We start from the raw sequence: 14,703 nt of genomic DNA, 5'->3' as shown, positions 1-14,703 counted from the left end.
TCAGAGCTTGTAGGCCCGCTTTGCCAGGCCATAGGTCAGGTCGTGCGCGACCTCGGGCGCCTCGTCTTCCGCAAGACGGCCCGTGGCGACAAGGGTCGCCAGATAGGAACAATCGACCCGCCGGGCGACGTCATGACGCGCCGGGATCGAGCAGAAGGCGCGGGTATCGTCGTTGAACCCCACGGTGTTGTAGAAGCCGGCCGTTTCCGTCGTCATCTCGCGGAAACGGCGCATTCCTTCGGCGCTGTCGTGGAACCACCACGCCGGACCAAGCCGCAGGCAGGGCCAGACGCCAGCCAGGGGCGCAAGTTCGCGGGCATAGGACGTCTCGTCCAGCGTGAACAGGATCACCGTCAGGCGCGGGTCCATTCCAACCGCATTCAAGAGCGGGCGCAGCGCCGTCACATAGTCGGTGCGGCCGGGGATGTCGAAGCCCTTGTCGCGGCCGAAGGTCGCCAGCACCTGGTCCGAATGGTTGCGGCGCGCGCCGGGATGGATCTGCATCACCAGACCGTCCTCGAGGCTCATCCGCGCCATCTCGGTCAGCATGTGGCCGCGGAAGGCGTCGGCCTCCTCTGCGGTGTATTCTCCGCGCAAAGCCTTGGCGAACAGCGCCGCCGCATCTTCCTGTGGCAGATCCTCGGTCCGGGCGCTGGCATGACCGTGGTCGCTGGAGGTCGCGCCGTGCCGAATGAAGAACGCCCGGCGCGCGCGGTGTGCATCCAGATAGCCGGCCCAGGTCGTCGTGTCGAAGCCCGTTTGTTCGCCCATCAGCGCAATGTTGTCGGCAAAGCCTGCCATCTCGGGGTCGATCACGCCGTCGGGGCGATAGGCGGTGATCACCCTGCCCTGCCAGCCGCTGTCGCGGATCATCTTGTGCCAGTGCAGGTCATCGGTCGCGGGTTCGGTGGTGGCGATGGCTTCGATCCCGAAGCGGTCGAAAAGGGCGCGGGGCCGGAACTCGGGCTGCGCCAGGCAGTCAGCGATATGGTCATAATACCAGTCCGCAGTGTCGGCCGACAGACGGCGGTCGATGCCGAAGACATGCTGGAAGCTGTGGTCCAGCCACAACCGCGACGGGGTGCCACGCAGCAGGTGATAGTGTCCGGCGAAGAGCCGCCAGATCTTGCGGCCGTCGGTTTCCGTCGGCCCGCCGTCGACGCGCGGCACCCCCAGGTCCGTCAGTGGCACGCCCTGCGAACAGAGCATCCGGAACACATAATGATCCGGCGTCACGAACAGCTGCGCCGGGTCCTGAAAGGGCTGATCCTCGGCGAACCAGCGCGGATCGGTATGGCCGTGCGGCGACAGGATCGGCAGGTCGCGGACCCCATCATAGAGCGCGCGCGCCAGCTCGCGAACGTGCGGCTCAACGGGAAGCAAACGGTCCTCTGCCAGTAGTGCCACGCGATCCTCCTCCGACTCGCTTGCCATCGGGCTGGTCTGGTAATATGCTAGTTTACGAGACGGGTCAACCGGAGCCGCAAGATGCCCCAGCCAAACTTCCGGTCGCCTCCCCTGCCCGAGGACCTGCGCCCCAGAACCGTGACGGACCAAGTGTTCGAGGCGCTCTATGCCAGCGTCGTGAACCTGTCGCTGCCGCCCGGCACGAAGCTGTCAGAGGCCGAGGTCGCCGCGCAGACGGGTGTGTCGCGCCAACCCGTCCGGGACGCGTTCTATCGGCTGTCGCAGCTGGGCTTCATCCAGATCCGCCCCCAGCGGGCGACCACGGTGACGGCAATCTCCGAGGAGGCCGTCACGCAGGCCTATTTCATACGCTCCGCGCTGGAGGAGGCAACGATGCGCGTTGCGGCAACGACGCTGACGCCTGCTGACTTCGACGGCCTGGAACGGCTGATCGACCTGCAGGACGCCGCGATCAAGGGCGACCGGCGGGCCGAGTTCCACGCGCTGGACGACCGCTTCCACCGCGACATCTGCCAGGCGGCGGGCTGCGATTTCGTCTGGACCCTGGTCAAGGACAACAAGGGACACATGGACCGGGCCCGCTATCTGTCGCTGGCCTTCAGCGCCTCGAGCGCCCACCTCGAGCACCGCCAGATCCTGCAGGCCCTGCGCGACCGCGACCCAGAGGCGGCGGCATCCGCCCTGCGCACGCATCTGAGCCATATCGTGGGCATCGTCGCGCGCCTGCGGATCGACCAGCCCGAGGTCTTTGCCCCCTAGGAGCCTCGGTCCCGCTCGTCATGCGCCCAGAGATAGCCGAGAAAGGCGCCCTTCACGAAGCGCAGCAGAACAAGCGTCATGATCGTCGTTATGATGATCAGCCCGATCAGCAGGGTCATGGGGTCGGACCGGAACACCGTCCAGCCAAAGCCGATCATCGGGATCAGCAGAAGCATCATGATCGTGATGGTGAAGAACGCCGGCCCGTCGGCCGAGGGATATGCGCCAAGCGGCTCATCGCAGGCCTCGCAGCGGGGCACGATCTTGAGGTAGCCGCTGAAGACACGCCCCTCGCCGCAGCACGGGCAGCGGTTCAGCGTGCCGCGCAGCATGGCGCTGCGGCTGTCGCGCATTTCGGGTGGCCCAGGGGGCGCATCAGTTTCAGCCTGCTCTTGCCGCATTCCTGCCCCGCAAGGTCAATAGACGCTCTATCTGCTCGACGGCACCGGCGGCACCCGGCAACTGGCTGGCCGCCGCGGCCATGCCGCGGGCATTCGCGGCGAAACCCGGCTCGGAGAGCAGCCGCGACAGCGCGGCTTCGATCCGGCCTTGCCCGCGCGACATTCGGCAAAGGCGCAGGCCGACGCCGGACCGCTCGATCCGCGCCGCCACGCCCGGCTGGTCATGCGCCAAGGGGATCGCCAGCATCGGCACCCCCTGCACCAGGCACTCGAGCGTGGTGTTCAGTCCGCCATGCGTCACGCACAGGTCCGCACGCGCCAGCACCGCCCGTTGCGGCACGAAGCTACGCACCCAGTCGGCGTCGATCCGGGCGGCCGTCGCGGCCTCGAGCATGTTCCCGTGCGAGACGATCACCTGCGCGCCCAGGTTTCGACAGGCCCGCGCGATTCGCGCCATCAACGGCCAGCGGTGCCCCTGCAGCGTGCCAAGGGACACATAGACCAGCGGCCGCGCCGTGTCGGGCTTGATGTCACGGGGGAATGTTTCCGGCGGGTTGCGGCGAAAGGGGCCAAGTTCGACCAGGCGGCCGCTGCTGACGGGCCGCGGGAAATCGAAGCCCGGAACGGTCTGCGCCAGCGTCCCCAGGGGCGAAAGACAGTCGGCGAAGCTTTCTCGCCTCCCAAGCCCCCAGCGGTTCGCCCAGTCCCCGATCACCTTCCGATGCGGGGTCATCAGCAGCCGCGCAACCGTCTGGCCGCCGTCGTTGCGCCGCAGGCCGTCCTCGGTCGGATCGTAGGGCCAGCCCAGGAAGGGCAGCGGCACGCCCGGCTCCGGATCGAACGGCAACGCACAGGCAACCGAGAGCATCCGCACCCCCAGGGCTTCCGACAGCAGGCCTGCGGCAGGCTCGGTCTGGTCGCCCAGGATCAGGTCAGGGGACAGTTCGGTGATAATCTGCGGCCCGAAGCGGCAGAGCCGGTCGGTCCGCCGTGCACCGGCGCGGATGTCGCGGATGAAGCCCCGACCGTGCGGTAAGGCCGTGTCCGGCGGCAGCGCATGGACGACGTGATGGGCCGAGACGCCCGCATCCGGCTCGGCCAGGAAGATGACCTGGTGGCCCCGCGCCAGCAGCTCGTTGCCGATGGCCTCGAAGGCCCTGAGATGGCTGGGAAGCGGCGGGCAGATCATGAGGATTCGCAGCGCACCGTCCGGCAGGGGCCCGGGGATCGCGACACAGGATCGTACAGGGAACGGCGCGGCAGTTGTCATGTGTTCTTGAACACGCCTGCGCATGGATTGTTCCCCAGTGCCAGGGCGCGGCGGCGGTTTCGAATTGCAACCTCTGCGCGCACCACCCCTGCGGGTCTGCATCGACAGCAGGCAGTGCCAGGGCATCGTTCTTCAGAGAAATGTTGGTGCGGTCGAGAAGACTCGAACTTCCACTCCGGTTAAGGAACAGCGACCTCAACGCTGCGCGTCTACCAATTCCGCCACGACCGCATCCGGGCAGTGGCCGCCTGATAGCCGAGCCGCGGGCCGATGAAAAGGGGCATTCTTGCCCCCGTGCGCGGAAATATCGTCATTGACGGCCGCCCTGCCCCGCGCCACATCCCGGGCATGGTTGAATGGATCATCAGCGACGGGCTGACGCCCTATCAGGACGCGGTCGCGTTCATGGAGGCGCGCGTGGCCGCCATCCATGCCGGCAACGCACCCGAGGCCATCTGGCTGGTCGAGCACCCGCCGCTCTATACCGCCGGGACAAGCGCGCGGGCGCAGGATCTGCTGGAGGCGCGCTTTCCGGTGCATCCGTCCGGGCGCGGCGGGCAATATACCTATCACGGGCCGGGGCAGCGGGTCGCCTATGTCATGCTGGACCTGAACCGCCGCGGCCGCGACGTCCGCGCCTTCGTCGCCCGGCTGGAGGCCTGGGTGATCGAGGCGCTGGCACAATTCGGCGTCAGCGGCCAGATCAGCGACGGCCGGGTCGGCGTCTGGGTCGCCCGCCCCGACAAGCCCGCCCTGCCCGACGGCAGCATGCGCGAGGACAAGATCGCGGCGATCGGCGTCAAGCTGCGCCGCTGGGTCAGCTTCCACGGCATCTCCGTCAACGTCGACCCGGACCTCGGTCACTACGGCGGCATCGTCCCCTGCGGGATCAGCGGGCACGGGGTCACCTCGCTGGTCGACCTCGGCTTGCCGGTCGCCATGGCGGATCTGGACGTGGCGCTGCGCCAGGCGTTCGACACGGTTTTCGAGGCGGAGTGATCAATTTTCGTCTTGCGACCTTTCGGTAGCTGGATTCCTTGCAGATCTTGCATGTAGGTTGCCCGTGGAGACATAGCCCATCCGGGTCGAGTGAGGAAAAAGACGCATGAAAGCAGCCATCGTTGGTGCCCTTGTGGGCGCGACCCTAGCCATTCCCGCCGTCGCACAAGAGGCCGGAGACGCCACCGCGGGCGAAAAGGAATTCCGCAAGTGCCGGGCCTGCCACATGATCCAGGACGACACCGGCACCGATATCGTCAAGGGCGGCGGCGTCGGCCCGAACCTGTGGAACATCGTCGGCGCGCCCATCGCCCACATGGAGGGCTATAACTACGGCGACGGCATCCTGGCTGCGAAGGAAGCCAATCCCGACTTCGTCTGGACCGAGGAAGAGCTGGCCGCCTATGTCACCGACCCCACCGCATGGGTCGAGGAAAAGTCCGGCGACGATTCGGTGCGCAGCAAGATGACCTTCAAGCTGAACCGGGGGCAGGCCGATGTCGCGGCCTACCTGGCCAGCGTTTCGCCGGATGCCCCGGCCGAGTAACGGGTCCTGCGGCGATGCGCCGCAGGTTCGCAGGCCATTGCCCCCGCCCGATGTGATATTCTGGCGGGGGCTTGTGGTTCAAGACCACAGTGACGCATTGCCCGGTCCGCGCCTCTGGTCTAAACACCGCGTGATTACGCCGGTCTGCCAGGCCGGCTCGAAGACATCTTGAGGGAGTTCGGGTATGGCAGACGCAGCCGCACACGGCCACGACGACCATCATGACCAGCGCGGGTTCTTCACCCGCTGGTTCATGTCCACCAATCACAAAGACATCGGCATCCTGTACCTGTTCACGGCCGCCGTCGCCGGCCTGATCTCGGTCAGCTTCACCGTCTACATGCGGCTGGAACTGCACGAGCCCGGCGTGCAGTACATGTGCCTCGAAGGCGCGCGTTTCATCGCCGACGCCGCGGCCGAATGCACCCCGAACGGCCACCTGTGGAACGTGATGATCACGTATCACGGCGTGCTGATGATGTTCTTCGTGGTGATTCCGGCGCTGTTCGGCGGCTTCGGCAACTACTTCATGCCGCTGCAGATCGGCGCCCCGGACATGAGCTTCCCGCGCATGAACAACCTCAGCTACTGGCTATATGTCGCAGGCCTCTGCCTCGGCATCGCCTCGCTGCTGACGCCGGGCGGTTCGCAGCAGTTGGGTTCGGGCGTGGGCTGGGTCCTCTATCCGCCGCTGTCGACCAGCGAGGGCGGTTATTCGATGGACCTGGCGATCTTCGCCGTACACGTATCGGGCGCCTCGTCCATCGTCGGCGCGATCAACATCATCACCACCTTCCTGAACATGCGCGCCCCCGGCATGACGCTGTTCAAGGTGCCGCTGTTCGCCTGGTCGGTCTTCATCACCGCCTGGCTGATCCTGCTGGCCCTGCCCGTCCTGGCCGGCGCCATCACCATGCTGCTGATGGACCGCAACTTCGGGACCAACTTCTTCAACCCGGCCGGGGGCGGCGACCCGGTGCTGTACCAGCACATCCTGTGGTTCTTCGGCCACCCGGAAGTGTACATCATCATCCTGCCGGGCTTCGGCATCATCAGCCACGTCATCGCGACCTTCTCGAAGAAGCCGATCTTCGGCTACCTGCCGATGGTTCTGGCCATGGCCGCGATCGGCATCCTGGGCTTCGTCGTGTGGGCGCACCACATGTACACCGTCGGCATGTCGCTGACCCAGCAGAGCTACTTCATGCTGGCCACCATGACGATCGCCGTGCCCACGGGCATCAAGGTCTTTTCCTGGATCGCGACGATGTGGGGCGGCTCGGTCGAGTTCAAGACGCCGATGCTCTGGGCGTTCGGCTTCCTGTTCCTGTTCACCGTCGGCGGCGTCACCGGCGTGGTGCTGTCGCAGGCGCCGCTGGACCGCGTTTATCACGACACCTACTACGTCGTCGCGCACTTCCATTACGTCATGTCGCTCGGCGCGGTCTTCGCGATCTTCGCCGGCATCTACTACTGGATCGGCAAGATGTCGGGCCGCCAATATCCGGAATGGGCCGGCAAGCTGCACTTCTGGATGATGTTCATCGGCGCCAACCTGACCTTCTTCCCGCAGCACTTCCTGGGCCGCCAAGGCATGCCGCGCCGCTACATCGACTATCCGGTCGAGTTTGCCTACTGGAACGCGATCAGCTCGTGGGGTGCCTATCTGTCCTTCGCGTCGTTCCTGTTCTTCTTCGGCATCATGGCCTACACCCTGTTCGCCGGCAAACGCGTGACCCAGAACAACTATTGGAACGAGTACGCCGACACGTTGGAATGGACCCTGCCCTCGCCCCCGCCCGAACACACGTTCGAGCAGCTGCCCAAGCGCGAGGACTGGGACCGCACTCCGGTCCACTAAGGCCCATGCCATATCAATGGACGGAAACGGCCCCGGATGCGTCCGGGGCCGTTTTGCAAACAGTGACCCTGTGGCCGCACCGCTCTCTGCCCCGCAAGGGCTTCGTGTGGTTCATCGGGACAACGGCGGTGCTGTTGCTGCTGCCGATCCTGGCGGTGCTCGGGACGCAGGTGCTGTGGGGGCTGCTGCCCTTCATGCTGATCGCCATCGGCGGCGTCTGGCTGGCGATCCAGCACAGCTATCGCACGGGCCAGACCCGAGAGGAACTGGTGCTCGACCGCGACCGCTTGCAGGTCCGGCGCAGCGATCCGGGGCGCCCGGTGCGGGAATGGCAGACGAACAGCTATTGGGTGCGCGCGGCCATCCGCAAGGGACCCGTCGAGGATTACCTGACCCTGACCGACGGCCAGCGCGAGATCGAGCTTGGCGCGTTTCTCACGCCCGAGGAACGTCGGGCGCTGCGCGATGAACTGACGCGCGCCATCGGGCGCTTGAGGCCCTGATCCGGATGGCGCCCCAATCGAAGGAAAAGGGGCGGCAGACGCGACTGCCGCCCCTTGATCGTCACGACCCGAAAATCACGCCAGAAGGCGGGCCTTCACGGCCGGTCCCACGGCACCGAAGTCCATCTGCCCGGCATGGCGGTCCTTCAGCGTCGCCATGACGCGGCCCATGTCGCGGATCCCCTCTGCACCGATGTCGGCGATGGCCGCGTCGATGGCGGCGCGGGTCTCGGCCTCTGTCATCTGGCGCGGCAGGAACTCCTGGATGATCCGGATCTCGTCCTCTTCCTTGGCCGCCAGCTCCAGCCGGCCGCCCTCTTCATAGGCCTTGGCGGATTCCTGGCGCTGCTTGACCATGCGCGACAGGATCAGCACCAGGTCGCCCTCGTTCAGCGTCTCGTCGCCCTCGCCACCGCGAGCCGCGATCTCCCGGTCCTTGATGGCGGCGCCGATAAGGCGCAGCGTCGACAGCCGCGCGCTGTCCTTGGCCTTCATGGCCTCCTTGGTCGCCGCCTGCAGCCTGGTGCGCAGTTCCATGATCCCGTCTCCGTGACTGAGGGCGCGGGGATGCGCCGGAAAGACTGCGATCTAGTTCCCCCGCCCCCGCTTATCAAGCGGCAGTGCGTGACGGCGGCGGTCGGAGCGACTTGACCTTGGGGCGCGTGGCCCCTATTCACCGGCTGATTTCAGACCAGAGGTGCCGACATGGCCGCAAAACCGACCGCCTGCCTAGCGCTTGCCGACGGAACCGTCTTCTACGGCCAGGGCTTCGGCGCACCCGGAGAAGTCGTGGCCGAACTGGTCTTCAACACGGCGATGACCGGCTACCAGGAGATCATGACCGATCCCTCCTATGCCAGCCAGGTCGTGACCTTCACCTTCCCCCATATCGGCAACACTGGCGTCACGCCGGAGGATGACGAGGCGCAGGACCCCGTGGCCAGCGGCATCGTCGTCAGGTGGGACCCGACCGAGCCGTCGAACTGGCGCGCCGCATCGGAACTGACCGACTGGATGTCTCGCCGGGGCCGGATCGGCATCGGCGGCGTTGACACCCGCCGCCTGACGCGGGCGATCCGCCAGCAGGGCGCGCCGCACGTGGTGCTGGCCCATGATCCCGACGGCAAATTCGACATCGAGGCGATGGTCGCCCGCGCCCGCGACTGGCAGGGACTCGTCGGGCTGGACCTGGCCAAGGATGTCAGCTGCGCGCAAAGCTATCGCTGGGATCAGGGCACCTGGGAATGGGGCAAGGGCTTCGGCCCGGTCGCCAGTGACAAGCCCTTCAAGGTCGTGGCGCTGGACTACGGCGCCAAGCGCAACATCCTGCGGTCGCTGGTGGCCTATGGCGCCGATGTGACCGTCCTTCCGGCAACCGCCACGGCCGAGGAGGTTCTGGCCCATAATCCCGAAGGCGTGTTCCTGTCGAACGGCCCCGGCGACCCGGCGGCGACCGGCGCCTATGCCGTGCCTATGATCCAGGGCCTGCTGGAAAAGGACATGCCGATCTTCGGGATCTGCCTCGGCCACCAGATGCTGGCGCTGGCGCTTGGTGCGAAAACCGTCAAGATGGGCCACGGCCACCACGGCGCCAACCACCCGGTACGCGACGTCGAAACCGGCAAGGTCGAGATCACCTCGATGAACCACGGCTTCGCGGTCGACACGCAGTCGCTGCCGCAGGGCGTGATCGAGACGCATGTCAGCCTGTTCGACGGCAGCAATTGCGGGCTGCGCATGCAAGATAGGCCGGTCTTCTCGGTCCAGTATCATCCCGAGGCAGCACCTGGCCCGCAGGACAGCCTTTACCTCTTCAAGCGGTTCGCGGACTCGATGCAGGCGCGCCGGGGCTGAGGCGCTGCAGCTTTAACCTGTTGTTAAGAACAGCATGTCAGGAAAGGGCGATCCAGAAGGGAATCGCCCATGGCCCTGCCCCTGTCGCTGCCTCGGCCAGCGAACCTGTCCGACCTGCAGGCCGATGATGGCGTCATCCTGCGGGGGCCGACGCTTGGAACCAAGGCGTCGCTGCCGCTCGGGCAGATCCTGCTCGAGGATGGGACGCTTGATCCGGGAGACCTTTTGAAGGCGACTCTTATCGGGCAGCGACGGAACCTGTCGCTGGCCAAGGTGCTGCTGGCCCAGGGGGTGGTCACGCCCGTGGCGCTGGCCAAGGGGCTGGCGCGGCAGTGGCGGACAACGGCGATCGATCCCGACGTGACGCCGCCCGATCCGCGCCTGATCGACGCGGCCGGCGCGGGCTTTTGCCTGACCCATGGCATCCTTCCATGGCGGCGGATCGGCGGCGTCACGTGGATCGCGACCGCGCGACCCGAGGAATTCGCCAGTCGCCTGAACCGACTGCCGCAGGACTTCGGCCATGTCCGCATGTTGCTGTGCAGCGAGGATCAGGCCCAGTCCGGCGTCCTGGCCCACCGCCGCACCCGACTTGTCCGGCAGGCCGAAACGCGCGTCCCGGCCGCTGAGAGCTGTCGCACGCAGAACCAGCAGCGCAGCGGGACGATCCTGGTCCTGCTGATGACCGCCCTTGTGCTTGGGCTGGTGCTTGCGCCGGCGGTCTTCGTGAGCATCCTGACGGGCTGGGCGGTGCTGACCCTTGTATCTCAGGCGCTGCTGAAGCTGGCCTCGTTCGTCGCGGCCTGTCGGGCCGAGAGCGATCGTGACCTTCCCGCGCCGGAGGAACCTGCCGACGACGACCCTCTGCCGATCATCTCGGTGATGGTGCCGCTCTTTCACGAAAGCGACGTGGCGGGCAAGCTGGTGGCGCGCCTGTCGCGCCTCGACTATCCGCGAGAGCTGACCGACATCCTGCTGGTGATCGAGGCCAGCGACAACGTGACCGAAGCCGCGTTGACGGGCGTGCGCCTGCCGCACTGGATCCGCGTGGTCCGCGTGCCCGACGGGCCGATCAGGACCAAGCCGCGCGCCTTGAACTATGCCCTGAACTTCTGCCGGGGCGACATCGTCGGCATTTGGGATGCCGAGGATCGCCCCGACCCCGACCAGCTGCACAAGGTCGCCCGCCGCTTTGCCCATGCCCCGGCGGACGTGGCATGCCTGCAGGGGGTGCTGGATTACTACAACCCGCGGACGAACTGGCTGGCCCGGTGCTTCACCGTCGAATACGCCGCATGGTTCCGGGTTCTGCTGCCTGGCGTGGCGCGGCTGGGGCTGGTCGTGCCGCTTGGCGGAACGACGCTGTTCTTTCGGCGCGATATCCTCGAACGGATCGGCGCGTGGGACGCCTGGAACGTGACCGAGGATGCCGATCTGGGTGTCCGGCTGGCCCGTCGCGGCTTCCGCACCGAACTTCTGGACACGACGACCGAGGAAGAGGCGAACTGCCGCGCACTTCCCTGGGTCAAGCAGCGTTCGCGCTGGCTTAAGGGCTATGCGATGACCTGGGCCGTCCACATGCGCGACCCGGTTGCGCTGCACCGGGACCTGGGGGCCTGGCGCTTCTGGGGGTTTCAGGTGCAGTTCCTGGGAACCCTGTCGCAATACCTGCTGGCCCCCGTGTTGTGGAGCTTCTGGCTGCTGACCTTCGGCCTCCCCCATCCTTTGCGCGCGCCGCTCGACGGTTTCGTGGGGGCATGGATGGTGCCGACGCTGTTCACGCTGTTCGTGGGGTTAGAGGTGCTGAACATCCTGGTCGGCCTCTACGCCGTGCGCCGCGACAAGCACCGGCACCTGATGCCCTGGGTCCCGACGCTGCACTTCTATTTCCCGCTTGGGTGCCTGGCCGGCTGGAAGGCCATCTACGAGGTCGTCGCCCGCCCCTTCTATTGGGACAAGACCGCCCACGGCCTCTTCGGAGAGGCCGAGACGCCGCCAGAGGCGCCGACCCTGCCGGAGGGGTTGGTCTCGATCCCGGTGCTGGGCCGGATCGGCGGCAGGAACCTGGCCGAGGTCGCGGCCGACCTGCAGGAAGCCGCCGAACAGGCCAGCCCCGGCGCACCCCGTCAAGAGGCCGAGGACCCGCTTCGGCTCGCCTCCGGCTGATCCTCGGCCGCAGGCAGCTTCGGCCCGATAATCGCGGCGGCCTCGGCCACAAGGGCCGCCAATTCCTCGACCAGCGCCTCCGGCGAGGACGCGCCGGCTTCCCGCAGCAGGAAGGCCTGGCCGCCCTGCCCGATCTCCTCCATGTCCAGCGGACGGTCGGTCAGCAGCCGCGCCGACGCATGCAGACGCCACAAGCTGCGCCAGATCACGGTCAACCGGTCCGCCTCGGCGGGCGCCAGCAGCCCTGCGCGGTGTCCTGCCCGCAGTTGCGCGACGGTCGTGCGCGCTGGCGCGGCAGCCCGCAGGGCGCAGGACTGCGCCAGAAGGTCGATGTCCTGCAGCCGCCCCGGCCCCTGCTTGGCGTCCCACTGCCCGTCGGGGCCCTTTGCCGAGAACAGCCGCGCCCGCATGGCCGCAAGGTCCGCCATCACGCGGTCGTCCCGCCCCCGCGCCGCCAGGACCTGCATCCGCAGCTCCTCGATCCGGTCGGACAGTCCTGCGGCATCGAAACCGACCTGCGCCACCGGCCGGGCGCGGGTCAGGGCCAGATGCTCCCACGTCCAGGCTTCCGTCATCTGGTAGGTCTCGAAGCTCTGGATCGAGGTGGCGACCGGCCCTTGGCGGCCCGACGGGCGCAGCCGCATGTCGACCTCGTAGAGCCGCCCTTCGGCCGTGGGTGCCGACAGCGCGGTGACCATGGCCTGGGTCAGGCGCGCGTAATAGGGCCGCGCCGACAGGGGACGGGGACCGTCCGACGCCTCGGCCCCGTCGGCGTCGTAGATGACGATCAGGTCGAGGTCGGAACTGGCGTTCAGGACCCGGGCGCCAAGCGACCCCATTCCCAAAACGACCGCGCCCCGACCCGGCGGCGCCCCGTGGCGCCGGGCAAAATCCTCGGCCGTGACGGGGCAGAGCGCGGCCACGCAGGCGCCGGCAAGCTCCGCGTATTGCGACGCGGCCTCGTCGGCGCCAAGAAGCCCCCGCAGATGGTGTACGCCGATGCGGAACTGCCATTCGTGCGCCCATCGCCGCGCCGCGTCGAGCGCGCGTTCGTAGCCGCCGCCCGGCGCCGACAGCGCCCGCTGCAGCACCGTCTGCAGATCCGCCCGCAATGTCGCCTCGCCCGGCCAAGGGGCGAAGAAGCTGCCCCCCAGAACCGCGTCCAGGACCGCCGGGTGCTGCGCCAGATAGCCGGCAAGCCCGGGCGCTGTCCCGCAGATGTCGACGATCAGGTCGATCAGCTGCGGGTTCGCCTCGAACAGCGAGAACAGCTGGACGCCCGCCGGCAGGCCGGACAGGAAGCTGTCGAACCGCATCAACGCTTCTGTCGGGTGGCCGGCGCGGGACAAGCGGTCCAGAAGCGGCGCCTCGATCCGCCGAAAGATCTGCTGCGCCCGGTCCGACCTCAGTGCGGGATAGCCTTGCCACCGCTGGATGATGGCGCGCGATTCCTCGCTCAGCGGCGGACGTTCGGTCGCAGGCTCGTCAGGCGCGAAGAAGCGTTCCGTCAGGGCATGGACGCGCGCCAGCCGGTCCTTCAGCCGCGTGCACCACGCGTCCACGTCGTCCTCGCCCATCAGGGCGGCGACGGTTGCCAGACCTTCGGCCTCTTTGGGCAGGCTGTGGGTCTGGGCGTCGTTCACCATCTGGATGCGATGCTCGATCTCGCGGTGTTCGCGATAGTGATCGGTCAGCTCCTGCGCAACGTCGGCGGGGATCCAGCCCTTTTCAGCCAGCGCCGCCAGCCCTCCGACAGTGTCCCGAAGCCGGAGGTCGCGGTCGCGCCCCCCCGCGATCAGCTGCCGCGTCTGGGTGAAGAACTCGATCTCGCGGATGCCGCCCCGCCCCAGCTTGAGGTTGTGGCCCGGCACCTCCAGCCGTCCGCCCAGCCCCTTGTGGTCGCGGATCCGCAGCCGCATGTCGTGGGCGTCCTGGATCGCCGCGAAGTCCAGGTGCTTGCGCCAGACGAAGGGCCGCAGCTCCCGCAGGAACCGTTCGCCCGCCGGGATGTTGCCGGCGGCGGCGCGGGCCTTGATGAAGGCCGCGCGTTCCCAGGTGCGGCCCTCGGCCTCGTAATAGGCCAGCGCGGCGGCGGTCGAGATGCAGACCGGCGTGACCGCGGCATCCGGCCGTAGGCGCAGGTCGGTGCGGAAGACATAGCCGTGGTCGGTCGCATCCGAGAGTGTGGCGGCCATCCGGCGGGTGGCGCGGATCAGCGCGGCCCGTGCCTCGGCCTGCGCGTCTTCGGGATAGGCGGTCTCATCGAACAGCACGATCAGGTCGATGTCCGAACTGTAATTCAGCTCTCTGGCGCCGCCCTTGCCCATCGCCAGCGCGAATATCCCGCCGGCGTCGGCGGCCGTCGGGGGCAGCTTGCCGCGCCGCGCCTCGGCCGCGACATGAACGCGCAGCGCAAGGTCGACCGCCCGGTCGGCCAAATCTGACAGCGCGCCGGTGACCTGCTCCAGCGACCAGACGCCGCCCAAGTCGGCCAGCGCCGCCTGCGCTGCCACCCGGCGCTTCGCCCGCCGCAGCGCGACCGACAGCGCGTCCGCGTCCAGATCCTCCAGACCGGCGGTTTCCCGCGCAACCACGTCATCATGGTCCAGCGCGGGGATCAGCCAATCCGCCTCTTGCCGGATCAGCCCGGCCAGGAACGGGCTGCTGCCGGCGGCGCCCGCGATCAGGTCGCGCAGCCGGTCCGGAATGCCGGGAAAGAGCCCCGCCACGTCCGCGGCGCGGACGTGGTCGACGGGCCGCGGAAGGCGGGTGATGCGGGTCGCGAAGGCCATAACGGCCACATTAGCCGTCGCGGCCGGGCAGTCAACGCACACAACCCGGGGCCGATGACGCGTGGTATCTTAGGTGTTTCCCGACTTGGCCTGTCAAGAAATCGTTGCTAGGCTTGCCGCGTT

The 14,703-nt window shown here is 67.7% G+C and carries 12 protein-coding genes and 1 tRNA gene; 7 read left to right on the top strand and 6 right to left on the bottom strand.

What is annotated here, in order from left to right:
• A complete protein-coding gene (uxaC, locus tag OC159_RS14520) occupies positions 1 to 1,407 on the bottom strand; it encodes a glucuronate isomerase (protein ID WP_265501893.1) in 1,407 nt (468 codons plus the stop codon).
• Between the two features lie 81 nt (positions 1,408 to 1,488).
• Here uxaC and OC159_RS14515 point away from each other — a divergent pair, with 81 nt between their 5' ends.
• On the top strand, positions 1,489 to 2,187 hold the full coding sequence (locus tag OC159_RS14515) for a GntR family transcriptional regulator (RefSeq protein ID WP_265501892.1): 699 nt from the start codon (positions 1,489 to 1,491) through the stop codon (positions 2,185 to 2,187).
• Here the strand turns inward: OC159_RS14515 and OC159_RS14510 are convergent.
• The 3 genes from OC159_RS14510 to OC159_RS14500 form a co-directional block, all read right to left on the bottom strand.
• Positions 2,184 to 2,540, bottom strand: coding sequence for a DUF983 domain-containing protein (locus OC159_RS14510; protein WP_265501891.1), 357 nt, complete (start codon positions 2,538 to 2,540; stop codon positions 2,184 to 2,186). The genes OC159_RS14515 and OC159_RS14510 overlap by 4 nt on opposite strands.
• A gap of 28 nt (positions 2,541 to 2,568) precedes the next feature.
• Entirely contained in the window at positions 2,569 to 3,777 is a 1,209-nt protein-coding gene (locus OC159_RS14505; protein ID WP_265501890.1) for a glycosyltransferase, read from the bottom strand.
• A 225-nt stretch (positions 3,778 to 4,002) separates the two neighbouring features.
• A tRNA-Leu gene (locus tag OC159_RS14500) sits at positions 4,003 to 4,089 on the bottom strand.
• A gap of 117 nt (positions 4,090 to 4,206) precedes the next feature.
• Here OC159_RS14500 and lipB point away from each other — a divergent pair.
• The 4 genes from lipB to OC159_RS14480 all read left to right on the top strand — a co-directional run bounded on the left by lipB (position 4,207) and on the right by OC159_RS14480 (position 7,768).
• Positions 4,207 to 4,857 (top strand): lipoyl(octanoyl) transferase LipB, encoded by a 651-nt coding sequence (lipB, locus tag OC159_RS14495; RefSeq protein ID WP_265501912.1) that lies wholly within the window; start codon positions 4,207 to 4,209, stop codon positions 4,855 to 4,857.
• Between the two features lie 106 nt (positions 4,858 to 4,963).
• Positions 4,964 to 5,404, top strand: a complete 441-nt coding sequence (locus OC159_RS14490; RefSeq protein WP_265501889.1) for a c-type cytochrome — start codon at positions 4,964 to 4,966, stop codon at positions 5,402 to 5,404.
• Between the two features lie 184 nt (positions 5,405 to 5,588).
• The gene (locus OC159_RS14485) at positions 5,589 to 7,265 is read left to right on the top strand and encodes a cytochrome c oxidase subunit I (protein ID WP_265501888.1); all 1,677 of its coding nucleotides are present in this window, start codon (positions 5,589 to 5,591) and stop codon (positions 7,263 to 7,265) included.
• 62 nt (positions 7,266 to 7,327) lie between these two features.
• Positions 7,328 to 7,768, top strand: coding sequence for a DUF2244 domain-containing protein (locus tag OC159_RS14480; protein WP_322626731.1), 441 nt, complete (start codon positions 7,328 to 7,330; stop codon positions 7,766 to 7,768).
• Positions 7,769 to 7,843: 75 nt separating this feature from the next.
• On the opposite strand, the gene OC159_RS14475 is transcribed toward OC159_RS14480, so the two are convergent.
• Complete coding sequence (locus OC159_RS14475; protein ID WP_265501886.1) at positions 7,844 to 8,305, bottom strand: GatB/YqeY domain-containing protein; 462 nt, start codon at positions 8,303 to 8,305, stop codon at positions 7,844 to 7,846.
• 168 nt (positions 8,306 to 8,473) lie between these two features.
• On the opposite strand from OC159_RS14475, the gene carA reads away from it, so the two are divergent.
• Both carA and OC159_RS14465 read left to right on the top strand, forming a co-directional pair.
• Positions 8,474 to 9,622 carry a glutamine-hydrolyzing carbamoyl-phosphate synthase small subunit gene (gene carA / locus OC159_RS14470; protein WP_265501885.1) on the top strand — a complete coding sequence of 383 codons (1,149 nt, stop codon included), beginning with the start codon at positions 8,474 to 8,476 and terminating at the stop codon, positions 9,620 to 9,622.
• Positions 9,623 to 9,691: 69 nt separating this feature from the next.
• Positions 9,692 to 11,788, top strand: a complete 2,097-nt coding sequence (locus OC159_RS14465; protein ID WP_265501884.1) for a glycosyltransferase — start codon at positions 9,692 to 9,694, stop codon at positions 11,786 to 11,788.
• On the opposite strand, the gene OC159_RS14460 is transcribed toward OC159_RS14465, so the two are convergent.
• Positions 11,749 to 14,580: a [protein-PII] uridylyltransferase family protein gene (locus tag OC159_RS14460; protein ID WP_265501883.1), complete on the bottom strand. Its 2,832-nt coding sequence runs from the start codon at positions 14,578 to 14,580 to the stop codon at positions 11,749 to 11,751. The two genes, OC159_RS14465 and OC159_RS14460, sit on opposite strands and share 40 nt — an antisense overlap.
• Positions 14,581 to 14,703: the final 123 nt, after the last annotated feature.

Source organism: Paracoccus beibuensis (genome assembly GCF_026162625.1).
Taxonomy (GTDB): Bacteria; Pseudomonadota; Alphaproteobacteria; order Rhodobacterales; family Rhodobacteraceae; genus Paracoccus; species Paracoccus beibuensis.
This window is presented reverse-complemented; position numbering and strand designations above follow the sequence as displayed.

Coding starts and splice junctions, on each gene's coding strand:
- OC159_RS14515 (WP_265501892.1), top strand. CDS start 1,489: ATGCCCCAGCCAAACTTCCGGTCGCCTCCCCTGCCCGAGGACCTGCGC.
- OC159_RS14490 (WP_265501889.1), top strand. CDS start 4,964: ATGAAAGCAGCCATCGTTGGTGCCCTTGTGGGCGCGACCCTAGCCATT.
- OC159_RS14475 (WP_265501886.1), bottom strand. CDS start 8,305: ATGGAACTGCGCACCAGGCTGCAGGCGGCGACCAAGGAGGCCATGAAG.
- OC159_RS14485 (WP_265501888.1), top strand. CDS start 5,589: ATGGCAGACGCAGCCGCACACGGCCACGACGACCATCATGACCAGCGC.
- carA (WP_265501885.1), top strand. CDS start 8,474: ATGGCCGCAAAACCGACCGCCTGCCTAGCGCTTGCCGACGGAACCGTC.
- OC159_RS14505 (WP_265501890.1), bottom strand. CDS start 3,777: ATGATCTGCCCGCCGCTTCCCAGCCATCTCAGGGCCTTCGAGGCCATC.
- OC159_RS14465 (WP_265501884.1), top strand. CDS start 9,692: ATGGCCCTGCCCCTGTCGCTGCCTCGGCCAGCGAACCTGTCCGACCTG.
- OC159_RS14510 (WP_265501891.1), bottom strand. CDS start 2,540: ATGCGCGACAGCCGCAGCGCCATGCTGCGCGGCACGCTGAACCGCTGC.
- lipB (WP_265501912.1), top strand. CDS start 4,207: ATGGTTGAATGGATCATCAGCGACGGGCTGACGCCCTATCAGGACGCG.
- OC159_RS14460 (WP_265501883.1), bottom strand. CDS start 14,580: ATGGCCTTCGCGACCCGCATCACCCGCCTTCCGCGGCCCGTCGACCAC.